General features: G+C 47.3%; 7 protein-coding genes. 4 read left to right on the top strand and 3 right to left on the bottom strand.

The window, feature by feature from the left end:
* Positions 1 to 23: 23 nt before the first annotated feature.
* Together ABQ275_RS15400 and ABQ275_RS15395 are read right to left on the bottom strand one after the other, a co-directional pair.
* The gene (locus ABQ275_RS15400) at positions 24 to 3,092 is read right to left on the bottom strand and encodes a TonB-dependent receptor (protein ID WP_349314036.1); all 3,069 of its coding nucleotides are present in this window, start codon (positions 3,090 to 3,092) and stop codon (positions 24 to 26) included.
* Between the two features lie 363 nt (positions 3,093 to 3,455).
* The gene (locus ABQ275_RS15395) at positions 3,456 to 4,916 is read right to left on the bottom strand and encodes an MFS transporter (protein ID WP_349314035.1); all 1,461 of its coding nucleotides are present in this window, start codon (positions 4,914 to 4,916) and stop codon (positions 3,456 to 3,458) included.
* Between the two features lie 130 nt (positions 4,917 to 5,046).
* Here ABQ275_RS15395 and ABQ275_RS15390 point away from each other — a divergent pair, with 130 nt between their 5' ends.
* A complete protein-coding gene (locus ABQ275_RS15390) occupies positions 5,047 to 7,323 on the top strand; it encodes a patatin-like phospholipase family protein (RefSeq protein WP_349314034.1) in 2,277 nt (758 codons plus the stop codon).
* Between the two features lie 101 nt (positions 7,324 to 7,424).
* On the opposite strand, the gene ABQ275_RS15385 is transcribed toward ABQ275_RS15390, so the two are convergent.
* A complete protein-coding gene (locus tag ABQ275_RS15385) occupies positions 7,425 to 8,021 on the bottom strand; it encodes a tRNA-(ms[2]io[6]A)-hydroxylase (protein ID WP_349314033.1) in 597 nt (198 codons plus the stop codon).
* A gap of 77 nt (positions 8,022 to 8,098) precedes the next feature.
* Here ABQ275_RS15385 and ABQ275_RS15380 point away from each other — a divergent pair, with 77 nt between their 5' ends.
* The 3 genes from ABQ275_RS15380 to ABQ275_RS15370 all read left to right on the top strand — a co-directional run bounded on the left by ABQ275_RS15380 (position 8,099) and on the right by ABQ275_RS15370 (position 14,465).
* The gene (locus ABQ275_RS15380; RefSeq protein WP_349314032.1) at positions 8,099 to 9,205 is read left to right on the top strand and encodes a pyridoxal phosphate-dependent aminotransferase family protein; all 1,107 of its coding nucleotides are present in this window, start codon (positions 8,099 to 8,101) and stop codon (positions 9,203 to 9,205) included.
* Between the two features lie 155 nt (positions 9,206 to 9,360).
* Complete coding sequence (locus ABQ275_RS15375) at positions 9,361 to 10,674, top strand: glycoside hydrolase family 2 TIM barrel-domain containing protein (protein ID WP_349314031.1); 1,314 nt, start codon at positions 9,361 to 9,363, stop codon at positions 10,672 to 10,674.
* Entirely contained in the window at positions 10,671 to 14,465 is a 3,795-nt protein-coding gene (locus tag ABQ275_RS15370; RefSeq protein WP_349314030.1) for a glycosyltransferase family 2 protein, read from the top strand. The genes ABQ275_RS15375 and ABQ275_RS15370 overlap by 4 nt, the downstream gene beginning before the upstream one ends.
* The last annotated feature ends 1 nt before the right edge of the window (position 14,466 follow it).

Here is a 14,466-nt window from a genome sequence, read left to right as displayed (position 1 = left end):
AGTTTGTTTTAGGTCCGCCTGAATTAAAAATTGAGTGTAGCGCCAAAAGTGAAGCTCCTGGCCTGCGGATAGGCCGCCACATCCACGCCGCGTTGCCGGTTGCCGTCCGGGGTACCGTTGTAACCCAGTTGCGGTGTTAATCCGGAGTAGTTGGTGAGGATGAACAGGTTCTGCGATGCTACATATACATGCACATCAGAGATCCCGGAACGGCCCCATACTTTTGCGGGGATGGTGTAACCCAGCGATACATTTCTCAAAGAGAAATAATCGCCGCTTTCTACAAAGCGGTCTGACGTGCGGTTGTTCTGATTGGCATTACCCAATGTCATGCGGGGAACACTGTTGCCCGTGCCGGGTCCATGCCAGCGGTTCAATGCATCTGCATACATATTATAGGGGTAGTTGGCATCCATACCCTGCATCTTGTCGGCATTATATAATTTTATACCGCTTACACCGGCAAACGAGAGGTTCAGGTCAAACCCTTTGTAGCCGGCACTTGCCTGGATACCATATACTACTTTGGGATTGGGGTTGCCCAGGTTTACACGGTCCTGTTCATTTACAGCGCCATCGCCGTTGGTATCGAGGAAGCGTACATCTCCCGGTTTTATATTGATCTTGTTGGGATCTTTGGAGATGTTGATATCATTGTTAATCTCCTCCTGCGTTTGATAGATACCACCTGTTTTCCAGCCATAGAAAGATGCCAGTGGCTCTCCCTCGTAGGTGCGTGATATTTCCTGCTGTTGCCTGCCATAGAGGGTGGAAGAGATGTAAGAACCGCGGTCATATAATTTCGTTACTTCATTTTTTATGAACGATGCATTGGCGCCAATACTGTAATGGAACTTGTCATTACCGCCCTGGTAGTTGGCTTCCAGTTCCCAGCCTTTGTTATTCAGTTCGCCGATATTGCGGTCGGGGATGGCGGCGGTGCCATGAAGATCCATTTCCGGCGCGGGTACCAGCATGTCGCGCGTGTTCTTGTTAAACCAGGTGATGGTGGTCGTCAGTTTGTTCTGGAAGAATCCTGCTTCGACGCTGATGTTGGTCATTTCTGCTTTTTCCCAGGTGATGTCTGGGTTAGCGAGACGGGAGTTCCACACACCGGTGTAAGAAACGTCACCGAAGTTGTAGCGTCTGTCTTTATTCACAGGTGCGAGGTATTGGAAATCATTTACGTTCTGATTACCCAGTTGTCCCCAGCCACCGGTTACTTTCAGGTTGCTGACAAATTTTACATTGTCTTTGAAGAAGCTTTCGTCAGAGATGCGCCAGCCGGCAGAGACGGCAGGGAAGTAACCCCAACGGTTTTCGGGAGCAAACCTGGAAGAGCCATCTGCGCGGAAGGTGAGGGTCAGCAGATATTTATCTTTAAAGCCATAAAAGCCTCTCACAAACCCGGAAGCGAGTGCCTGCTGCGGTTTAAAGTTGCCCGATGCATTGTGAATATCATTGCCGTTATCCAGCACGCGCTGATCAGGTGCTTCATCATTATATCCCCAGCGGTCGCCGCGGAAAAAATAACCGTTCCATGTTTGTTGTGAGTAACCGCCTGTTACGGTGATGTGGTGTACCTGCGCCAGTACCTTATTATAGGTAAGAAATATTTCACTGAGCTGCGAGTTGTTGGTTTCGCTGCGGTTCCATAGTTCTGCGTGATCGGTGGCCCGTGTTTGATCCAGCACTTTTGGAGAGAAGCTGTATTGATTATTCAGGCTGCCGTCAAATCCGTAGTTGGCGCGGAGTGTTAAGCCGTCCATAATTTCCAGCTCTGCATATGCGTTGGCGAGCATGCGGTAGTTCTTATTCCAGCCATCCAGCGATTCAGCCGTAAATACGGGGTTGTTGATGTCTCCCAGTTCATTGCTGGCTTTGGAAGAGCCATAACTGCCGTCGGGATTATGAACAGGGATAGCCGGGTTGAAGCGCAGGGCGCTGAAAATAAGACCGGTTTGTGCAGAGTAAGTGTCGAAGCCATTACCCTGACGGTAAGTGAGCTGCAGGTTTTCGCCTATTTTGAGTCGTTTGCCCAGCTTATGTTCTGAATTGATGCGTACTGTATATCTTTTAAAATAACTGTTTTCGATGATCCCTTTTTCATCATAGTAGCCGGCACTGAACATGTAGTTGGAACTGCTACTACCGCCACGCAGACTTACATCAGCATTGGTCACCTGGCCGGAGCGGAGTAAAGCCCGCTGCCAGTCGGTACGCTGTACAGCATAGTAGGGGTCCTGCCAGAAGGCATCTACCGGTACGCCGTCGTTGGTATAACGTTCCTGTTTCAGTTTCACCAGGTCCGGTGCTGTAAGCATGGGGATATAACGGAGGGTATTGGAAACGCCGCGGTATACGTTGGCAGATGCTTTGAGCTTCTCCCCGTAATTACCTTTTTTGGTGGTGATGATAATCACGCCATTGGCGGCCCTTGTACCATAGATGGCAGAGGACGAGGCGTCTTTCAGTATTTCCATGGAAGCGATGTCGTTGGGATTTACATCGCTGATTCCCTCGGCTGGTACACCGTCGATAATGACAAGCGGTTCCGCGTTATTGATGGTGCCGGTACCGCGGATCCTGATACTGGGTGCTGTTCCCGGTGATCCGTCGGAGCGAACGATGTCTACGCCGGTTACACGGCCCTGCATGGCCTGGGCGGCATCGCTGACGGGTAGGTTTTTAATGTCGGCGCCTTTCAGGGAGGAGATGGTGCCGGTTACGTCCCGGCGGTTCTGTACACCATAACCTACCACTACTACTTCGCCCAGCCCTTTGGTGGTGGCTTGCAGGGATACATTGATTGTAGTTTGTGTGCCGATGGTAATGGTTTGGGGCTGATAGCCCAGGAAAGAGAAGCTCAGCGTGGTGCCGGCTGCCGGTACCTGTACGCTGAAATTGCCTTTGGCGTCTGTGTTGGCGCCGCTGTTGGTGCCGGGTACGGTGACGGTCACCCCTGGAAGGGCGGCTCCGTCTTCGGCGGCAGTTACCTTTCCGGTAATTGTTTTTTGAGCTATAGCTGCGCTGGTGACCAGGCACAGGCCGAGCATCAAGGAGCATAGCTTGCTTGGTAATGAGTTCCTCATAATGAAAAAATGATACGTGAGCTGAATAAATTGTTCTGTTCCTGTTGCGATGTGATGATTCTTTTGCTAAATCGTTATAGCATTACAGTCTGATTTTGGTTGTTAATTTGGTTTCAAAAAAGATGTTCGACGGATACTTAATACGATGTTTTAAATGGATTTGCCTAACATGCTGTTTGTAATATAGTGAATATTATAAAGGTAAGATAGTATTTTGCGCGCGTTGATTAATTGTATATTAACAATTCAGAAAATGGGGAAATCGCGGCTCATTAGGGGTAAGAATATCAGTATATAAAAGTAAAAACCCGCCCGGTATATTACCAGGCGGGTTTTTACTTTTATTTCCGGGTTTCGCTATAGCTACATAGCTACTTCCTTTTTCTCTTTGATATATATCATCCCGACTACAAAACAGATCAATGCCACCGCAATGGGATATACCAATCCCGCCAGGTGGTTGCCGGTGCTGGTAACCATGATGGTGGATATGGCCGGTAGTAAGCCACCGAATACGCCGTTGCCGATATGATATGGCAGCGACATGGAAGTATAGCGTATCCGTGTGGGAAACAGCTCTACCAGGAAAGCGGCGATAGGTGCATATACCATGGTTACAAACAACACCTGTATAAACACAAGGATGACAAGGTATGCCATACGTGTGCGGCTCACCGTTAGTTCCTTTTTGTCGCCGGTTTCTTTGAGGATACTGCCATCTGTATAAGCATGTACACGGGTAGTATGTGTAATGGTTTCGCCCGCATCATTTTTAGACTGGTCGGTTTCTATCCGGTACTGGTCGGTGACTTCCGTCTTCTGTTTGATATCACCGATATTATCCATGGCCTTGTAAATAGGATAGTAGGCGAGCGCAGCGAAGAGCATACCGGCCATCATGATCTTTTTACGGCCGATGCGGTCAGACAGCGATCCGAAATAAATAAACAGCGGCGTGCCCAGCAGCAAGGCAATAGCGATGATGATATTGGATTGCACAAATTCTATGTTCATGGTCTTTTGCAGGAACGAGAGCGCATAGAACTGACCGGTATACCATACTACGCCTTGTCCCATGGCAGCTCCGAAGAGAGCTATCATCACCAGCTTCAGGTTTTCTTTATTACCGAAACTTTCCTTGATAGGGTTGGTGGAGGTTTTTCCTTCCTTTTTCATTTGCAGGAAAAGAGGAGATTCGTGCAGCCGTATCCGTATGTAATATGACATGATCACCAGGACCACAGATAAGAGGAAAGGTATACGCCAGCCGTAGTTGCTGAAGTTATCAGGTGTCATAACAGACCGGGTAATGAGGATTACGCCCAGCGATACAAACAGCCCCAGTGTGGCAGTGGTTTGAATAAAGCTGGTGTAGTAGCCACGGCGGTTATCCGGCGAATGTTCGGCCACATAGGTAGCAGCGCCGCCATATTCGCCACCGAGTGCCAGCCCTTGTAATAAACGCAGAATCAACACCAGTATAGGCGCCACAATGCCAATGGTATGATAGCTTGGAATGAGGCCTATGGCGAAAGTAGAGCCACCCATGATCAACAGGGTGAGGAGGAAAGTGTACTTTCGTCCAACCATATCTCCCAGTCTTCCGAATACAATAGCGCCGAAGGGGCGTACAATGAATCCTACCGCGAAAGTGGCCAGGGTAGCGATATATGCCAGCTGTGGATTGCTGGGTGGAAAGAATTTTTCAGCAATGATAACAGACAAGCTGCCGAAGATATAGAAGTCATACCATTCTATGAGGGTACCGGCCGACGAGGCCATGATCACTTGCCAGATATTTTTTGTGGCGCTTGAGTTTTGCATACGTGGTTTTATAGTTAATGCGAAAAAGATACAGAATAAATATTATGAGTGCAACTTCCTCTTCTTTCAAAATCTCAAAATCTGTAAATATTTAAAAGCCTTATCTTTAATAACGGGGTAATTTTATACCATGAATCCAGGACAGTTACTTTATATCGGCAGGGTTACGTGCTTAATATTATTAAGCATCCTCCTTTTGCATCAGCAGGCGGCAGCGCAGCAATCCGGTCAGGGGCGGCCTAAGATCGGGCTGACACTCAGTGGTGGCGGGGCCCGCGGGTTAGCGCATATCGGTATCCTGGAGGCGATAGACAGTGCCGGGCTCAAGATAGACTACATAACGGGTACGAGTATGGGAAGTATTGTAGGGGCCTTGTACGCAATGGGATATGCCGGTGATTCCATTGAAGCCATCGCCCACAGGCTCGACTGGAATAGCCTTTTCAGTAATCAGCCGGTGCTCACAGATATATCTTATGAAGAAAAAAACGAGTACAACAAATACATTATTGAAATCCCATTTGAATATGGCAAGCCGAAACTGGCTTCCGGCGTGATTTCCGGCGAAGCCCTCTGGCTGGAACTGGCGAGATTAGGATGGCCGGTAAGAGATCAGAAGGACTTCACCAAATTCAACATCCCCTTTAAATGCATCGCTACAGACGTGGCCACCGGCGAAATAGTAACGCTCGACAGCGGCGAGATCGTAACGAGTATGCGTGCCAGTATGGCCATACCATCCGTTTTTACCGCCGTGAAAATTGGCGACCGTAAACTGGTAGATGGTGGTGTGGTACGCAATTTTCCGGTCATCACCGCCAAGGAAATGGGGGCCGACATTGTGATCGGCTCCAATGTGAGCGGTGGATTACGGAAAGCGGACCAGTTGATAACACCCATTGATATCCTTTACCAGCTGGGATTTTATAAGGACGCGGAAGATTTTAAAGAAGCGCGTAAACAATGCGATATTTATATTTCGGTTAATAAATACCTGCGGAATTATTCAGCGGCCGCCTTTGGCAGCGTGGATTCTATCATCGAAGCCGGCCGCCGGAGAGGGCGGGAGTTTTACCCTGTCTTCAAACACCTGGCGGATTCCCTGAATGCCCTTTATCCTACCACACCATTTGTTGCCAACAGGTTGCCTTTTGCCGCAGACGTAGAACTCAGCGGTATCAACGTTTCGGGGCTGGTACATGCTGACAGGAAGTTTTTTCTGCAACGCCTGCATCTGAAGCCAGGCGGTTGTTATTCAAGAGAACAATTGCGCAATGCTATCCTGAAGGTATACGGTACCCGCTTTTTCAACCTGATTACTTACAACCTTGTTCCTGAAGGATATGGTAAAAGCAGGATGGATATTACAGCCGTGGAAAACCCGCTCACCTATGTAAAATTTGCGTTGAACTATAACACCTTCACCGGCGCCAGTGCTATCCTCAACCTGACGCAACGTAATTTTATTGTGCCTAACTCCCGTTCATTTGTAACGGCCGCCATTAGCGAGAACCCACGCCTGGAAGCACAATACTTTAAGTATATGGGGCGTAGCCGCGATTTCGGCTTCGGACTAAGCACCTATTATGAAAATAGCGGGCTTACTTTTTATGATGAAGATTTTGGCAAGATGCAGCAGTATCGTAATAAATATGCCAATGTAAACGTGAACTTTCAGTATAGCCCTGGCCGTAATATGTCGATGGGTGCCGGCACCCGCTGGGAGTACATCAAATATAAACCGCAGTTCTCTCCCTTCATGGAGGTGAGCGGCAGTACCAATCAGCTGAATAGCTATGTTTATTACGGAATAAATTCGCTCAACCGTAAAATGTATCCTACCAGCGGGCTGTTGCTGAACCTGGAAGGCGGTTATATCTACAATCAACATCCGGGTATCAAGGTAAATACGAACGGGCAACCGCTGGACCTGGATAGTGCCGGTGTAAAGTTTAACGATTATCAGCGTATTATGCTGATGACGAAATACTACATTCCTTTGGGTCAAAGCCATCGATCGGCGCTGGAACTGGATGGTGGACTGGGTTTGAACCTCGGCTACAATGAATCTGCTGTGAATGCATTTGTTGTAGGGGGGATGACCAATGTAACCCGGAACCAGATCCCCTTTGTCGGGCTATACGAAGGAGAGGTGATTTCATCCAGTGTGGGTGCATTGCAGGTGGCCTGGCAGTATGAAGTGATCAGAAATATATTTGCGATTCCGCGTATAGGCGCTGCCGTTTATGATGCTGATGTATTCAACGCGGGACGATTTAAATACCTCAGTGGTTATGGCCTGGGAGCCGGCTACAGCAGCCGCCTCGGACCTATAGAAGCTACCATGATGTACAGCGACCAGTCAGGGAAATTGAAGTTCTATGTAAACATGGGATTCAATTTCTGATTTTCTGATTTACGAATTTATGAATTTTGAGATTTTATTTTCGCGTATATCTTCCAGAAAATAAAATCTCAAAATTCATAAATTCGTAAATCAAAAAATATTTAGTGCATTCTGTCTCCTCTGACTTCTATATTTTGTAGGATTTTGGCTTCCATTTTGAGCCATTCCTGCCAGCGTGTTTTTACTTTTTCTTCGGGGAAATATTCATTGGCAAGATCGATGAACAGGCGGTAATGTCCTGCTTCTGAAATCATGAAGCGGCGATAGAATTCGCGCATGTATTCATCTTCCAGTCCTTCGCTTAACAAGCGGAAACGCTCGCAGCTGCGCGCTTCGATCAATGCAAAAATGAGGAGGGCGTCGAGGAAGGCATTGTCTGCATGACCACCTTTTACACGGTTCTCCATTAATGCATTCACGTAGTCATCTTTACGCTGCCGGCCTAATGCCAGTCCGCGCTTTTTCATTTCAGCCAGTACCTGGCGGAAATGCCCCCATTCTTCCGTTACAATAGGCGCCAGTTCCTCCACCAGTCTTTCCCTTTCAGGGTTGCGCTGGATCAGGGAGATAGCGGAGGAAGCAGCCTTTTGTTCGCAATAGGCGTGGTCGGTGAGGATCTCCTGTAGAGAGATCTCTGCGAGATTAACCCAGCGGGGATCTGTGGGCAACTTTAATCCGAGTATAGATACTTTGCTCATGTGCAGTGGGCGCTTAGCTTTTTTTGCGAAGATAAGGGGGAATGATTTAATTTGCCAAAAGCTAAGGTATACAGCTTATGTCAGTACATTTTCTAGCACAACACCTGTTGCAACGCCGGGAGCAGCACGCTTTCCGGGAGTTGCGGCTACCGGGGCAGCAAATTGATTTCTGTTCCAATGACTACCTGGGACTGGCCCGCAGCACAGCTTTGCAGGAAGCAGTACATACACTGTTACAGGAAAGGCCCGTGATGCATGGCAGCACAGGGTCGCGGTTGCTGGCAGGTAATTATGAATGGATAAATTCGGTAGAAAGTGATCTGGCGGCGTTTCATCATGCCGCTGCTGCATTGATCTATAATTCCGGCTATGATGCCAATGTGGGTTTATTTTCCTGCGTGCCGCAAAAAGGGGATACCGTGATCTATGATCAGCTGATCCATGCATCTATCCGTGATGGAATGCGGTTGTCGCGGGCGCAGACATTTTCTTTTTTCCACAACGACGTACAGGATCTGGAGAAGAAGCTGCAACATGCTACCGGCAATATTTTCGTTGCCGTGGAATCTGTTTATTCGATGGATGGAGATATGGCGCCGGTGGCGGCCATAGCGGATATTTGCAGGCAACATGGTGCGCATCTGATTGTAGATGAAGCGCATGCCACCGGTGTGGTGGGCAACAGGGGAGAAGGACTGATCCAGCACCTGGGACTGGAACACGCCTGTTTTGCCCGTGTTCATACCTTTGGTAAAGCAGTGGGCTGTCATGGTGCCGTGATATTAGGCGATAGCGTGCTGCGTGATTTTCTCATCAACTTTTCCCGGCCATTTATTTATACCACTGCATTGCCACCTACCGCTATTGCAGCCATAGAAGCCAGTTATAGCCTGTTCCCCTATATGCAGGAAGCGCGTACACAGCTGGCCGCATTGATTTATCATTTCAGAACCGGTGTGCAAAAGCTGGAATTGTTGCCCAGTGAAACGCCTATCCAGGTGGTGCTGACGCGCGGTAATGAACATACCCGCGCTGTTGCAGCGGCCCTGCAGCAGGCTGGACTGGACGTGCGGGCCATCCTGCACCCAACAGTAGCAAAAGGACAGGAGCGGCTGAGGATCGTCATACATAGTTTTAATACCACGGAAGAAATAGACTTGCTGATAAAAGTTTTATTGCAATAAACAGGAGCGTATAATTAATTTTTTATGGCAGATCTTATAAGCAGATGTTAACTGAATTATCAACAATAATATATCAATCGTTCATTTGAAAATTATCAATGCTCTTTATATATTATATTTGATGTAGGATAGTGATTTTATTATATCTCTGATGAATGATTAAGAAATCCTGGTTCCATATCCATATAGCTGCTTTGCTTGTAATTCTTGCGGGGTGTACTTCTTCACCCACACCCAACCATAACCGGAAAGTCTTTATCAGCAAGGAGGGCGCGCAGTATACACTTTACCGTGATGGTAGCCCATATATGATAAAAGGCGCAGCCGGTTTTGAAGATCTGCGGAAACTGCATGATGCGGGCGGCAACACTATCCGTACCTGGGATACCTTAAACCTCGGCAAGATCCTGGATGATGCTTACGCAAATAATATTGCCGTCATCGCAGGTTTCCCCATGCCTGTCAGCAACTTCCTGTTTTTCTACCAGGATACGTCGAAGGTAGCAGCGCAATATGCTGCTTTCAGGGATATTGTGAACCGGTATAAATCTCATCCGGCGTTATTAATGTGGTGCCTCGGAAACGAAGTGGATTTCCCGTACAAACCCAGCTTCAGGGACTTTTACAAAGCGTATAACCATTTGCTGGAAATGATCCATACCATAGATCCCGACCATCCCGTGACCACTGCATTAATAAATCTCAACAGAAGATGCATTTATAATATACGATGGAAAGTGCCGGACCTGGATCTGATCTCTATAAATATCTTCGGAGAACTACAACAGCTGCAAAACGATCTTAAAAAGTTTTCATGGTTCTGGGACGGTCCGTTCCTGATCACGGAATGGGGCATCAATGGACCCTGGGAATCAGAATTTACTGCATGGGGCGCTCCAATTGAGAATACGAGTACGAAGAAAGCAGCACAATACCAGCAGCTGTATGAGCAGTTTATGCCGGTTAAAAACCCACGTTTCCTTGGTTCCTGCGTTTTCTATTGGGGCAATAAGCAGGAAGTGACACATACCTGGTTTAGCATGTTTACGAAAGAAGGCGCTGCATCAGAAACAGTAAACGTAATGCAGTATTTGTGGACCGGCAAACGACCGGCGATAGAGGCGCCGGCACTAAAGTACATGCTGCTGGCAGGTAAAGGTGCCAGGGATAATATCATGTTCAATCCCAATAGTGTGCAGACAGCTGAAATACTTTTTCAAAACGTTACCAGTGATTCTTTACGTATTCAATGGGAAATTCTGGAAGAAGACTGGCATGCAAAGAAAATGTATGAAACCAATACAGAAAAACCTGCGTCTTTTGATAGTCTAATCCTTTTCAGCGGAGAACATAAAGTAACATTCCGTTCCCCTGCAAAGGAAGGCCCTTACAGGATTTTTGCAACAGTTTTCGACAACAACGGGCATTTTGCCTCCACCAATACACCTTTTTATGTAGTCAGTAAATGATAGGATCAACGCCCATTTCCCCGCCATCGCGGTTGGAACGTTTTACTTTACGGCTGATGATCGTGCTGGGCACGTGCAGTATGGCCTATCTGTTGTATTGTCTGTTTGACGATGCACAGATCGGTTATGCGCCCTTTTACTGGATATTAATGGGAAGTCTTACTTTCAACTGCCTGCGGATATTGCATGAATGGTATCATTACTTCTCCATTTCCATTCCTGCTACACCTGCACTACAACATCCTTTTACAGTTGATATCTTTACTACTTTCTGTCCTGGTGAGCCATACGCCATGATAGTGGAAACACTAACAGCTATACAGGCAATCAGGTATCCGCATACTACCTATCTCTGTGATGAGGCGAACGATCCTTACCTGGTAGCGGTGTGCCGCCAACTGGGCGTACGGCATGTAACACGTCATACCAGGGAAAATGCGAAAGCCGGCAACATCAATAATGCGTTGCGGCATGCTACTGGTGAGCTTTGTGTAGTAATGGATCCTGACCATGTTCCCGCTCCGGATTTCCTGGATGTGATCATTTCTCATTTCAATAATCCGGAAGTAGGCTTTGTACAGATTGTGCAGGCATACAGCAACCTGGGTGACAGCCTGGTAGCCAAGGGCGCGGCACAACAAACCTTTCAGTTCTATGGCCCTATCATGGCCACGATGAATAGTTATGGCACCGTACTCGCCATTGGTGCGAATTGTACTTTCCGCAGAAGTGCACTGGATTCCATCGGAGGACATGCCAGCGGTCTGGCGGAAGATATGCATACGGCCATGCAGCTACATGCCAAAGGTTGGAAATCTGTGTATGTGCCCGCAGTATTGACGCGGGGACTTGTACCCGCAACGATGTCTGCCTATTATGCGCAGCAACTGAAATGGGCGAGGGGCACGCTGGAGTTGCTGGTGACTGCCTATCCCAGGCTGTTCCGGCATTTTACATGGAGGCAGCAGTTGCACTATGGCACTATTCCGCTTCATTATCTTTCCGGTGTTGTCTTCTTCATAAATTTTCTGATCCCTGTACTTTCGCTGTTAACGGGCCGGATACCCTTTCATGTGGATATGATAGATTTTGCCCTGTTGGGATTGCCCACTATCACATCCATCATCGTGATCCGTCATTTTGTGCAGCGATGGGTGATGGAAGAAACAGAAAGGGGCTTTCATGTAGTAGGAGGACTGCTGCTGATCGGTACCTGGTGGATCTATATACTCGGACTCATTTATACGCTGATCCGGAAAAAAGTCCCTTACATTCCAACACCCAAAGATGATAGCGGACCGGATAACTGGACTTTGAACATCCCCAATATTATGGTGATACTGGTGTCGCTGGGAGCGATCATTTATGGGTTGTCATACGACTGGAACCCTTATTCGCTGGTGATGGCCGGCATAGCCGGTATTAACTGCCTGATCATGGCTTTCAATATTGTTGCAAGCCTGAGACTCCGCCGCTTATCTATGCGCTTTCCCTGGATAAGTACGATACTCGTATATCCGTTACTGTTAAAAAAACAATTCTGGCTGTTCCGGCATCTGCATTTGTATACCGTTTTCCGTAAACTGGCATTACCCTTACTTTTGATAGCTGTTTTTATGACATGGTATACCATGGGTATTAACCCCGAACCTGTTACCCGGCTCCATGAACCGGTAGGCAGACAAAGGGCATTTTATAACGGTATATACAGTCCCGATGAAACAGATGGTCTTACTTCTCTTGAACAGGTAAAAGATTACCAGCAGCAGTTTAATACCCATTTCAACATTATATCGCTCTATATACCATGGGGAGATGCACAACAGTGTTATTTGCCCGACTCCCTGATGCAGGCTATTTACCGCAACGGATCATTGCCTATGATCACCTGGGAACCCTGGACCTCTTTATTTGGTAGTGCTGCTGCTGACAAAGAATTAAGAAACGGGCAAAAGGTTTTCGCCCATATCAGTGCCGGTTTTTTTGATCATTATCTCCTCCGGTTTGCCGGCCAGATAAAATCATTGAATCGTCCGGTATACATTCGTTTTGCACATGAGGCGGATAATCCTGCTTATCCCTGGTCGCAGGCGGGTAATAATACTGCTGAAGAATTCAAAGCTGCCTGGAAATATGTATACAACTTCTTTAGTCATCATGGTGTCAATAACGCCATATGGGTCTGGAACCCCTGGCAGCCTGCTGCGGCGGCAGACTACTTTCCCGGTACGGCATATGTTGACTGGATGGGTGTTACCAGTTTGAATTACGGCCCGCAAAATGAAAATGGGGAATCGTTTTCCTTTAAAGCATTATACACACCTTTCCATCGCCTGCCGGTTTTCAGGTCGGGGTTACCGGTTATGATAGCTGAAATGGGTTCGCTCGCCATGGCGGGGAACCAGGATCTATGGCTGGAAGACGCATTCAACGTGATCAATAAGGACTTCCCTGAAATTCATGCATTCGTATTTTTCAACAGCAGCCAGGATAAAAATATTCTTCGTCCGCTTGCGGGGAATACACTGGACTGGAAACTACAATACCCGGGAAAAGTATTTGCTGCTGAAGAGAAATATGCCCGTATCAGTAAAAAAGAAGATGCAGTGAACTATGGGGATGTTATGGTTGCCAACACACCTGTTCAGGAAGCAACGGGGAGGAAACAGCTTGCGCTGCCGGATACTATCAGAGGACTCAACTATCATACTGGCGAGAACTGGTTCAGAAATTTACACGCACTTACAAGACGGAAGATTACACAGGATTTCACAGGTATGAAAGCACTTGGCGTGAATACTATCCGTCGTTTTGGCCCGGGTGTGTATGACAGGAATATCCTGCGTGTTGCAGCAGAACAAGGTATGAACATCCATTATGGTTTTTGGATACCACAGATTACAGATATGAATAAGGACGCGGAAATGCTTGCCACACTGGAGAAAACAATTATTCAAGGTGTGCGGGAATTGAAACAAAACCCTTCTATTGTAGCCTGGAATATCGGTAATACTACCTGGCAGCAACTCGGTAAGCAATACTTTAAACCGCGCCTGCTCTATCAGCAAAGAGATTATCTCCTTTGGCTGAAAAAGCTGCTGACAGCAATTAAAGCCATTGATACTACCAGGCCATTGACAATTGATGTAGACCTTACCGGTAATATTGCCAATACCTTGCAGGTACTACAGCAGGAATTACCACAGGCAGATGCTTTCGGTGTGATTGTAGGAAAGGATACAACCGGTTTAGCACAACTGGAGGAAGTAACCATTCCGCATTATATCAGTCAGATCCCGGTAGCAGCTTATGCACATTTGAAAGATAGCCGGGTATCCGCTTTCATCACTACCTGGCAGGACCTGGAAACGAGAGATTATGTAACCTTTGATGGCCTGACTGATCATTGGGGCCGCTACAAACCATCCTACTACCAGTTGGAATATCTTTGGGGTAAAACCAGCCATCAGTCAGACATTCCCAACATTCATATATTACGGCCGGCCAGAATGACTTATCCCAACAGCCTGCTGACCTATCATGCACTTGTTTACAGCAACGATGCATGGAAACTGGCAGGTGCAGCCAACAATGATTTGAAGTTTGAATGGTATCTTATAAAAACAGATAACTATGGTGACGACATATTCTTAAAGAAACTGGGTACCGGAACTTCCATCACTATCAGTATACCCGAAAACCCGGATCGCTACAGGCTTTATCTGGAAGCTGTAAAAGGTGACCACGTGGCTACTGCGCATGCTGTCTTGAATATACCGCTGTCAGACTAAC

Origin of the sequence: Chitinophaga sp. MM2321 (genome assembly GCF_964033635.1) — a bacterium.
Classification (GTDB): domain Bacteria; phylum Bacteroidota; class Bacteroidia; order Chitinophagales; family Chitinophagaceae; genus Chitinophaga.
Note: the sequence above shows the minus strand (reverse complement) of the source record. Positions and strands in the feature narration are given on the sequence as shown.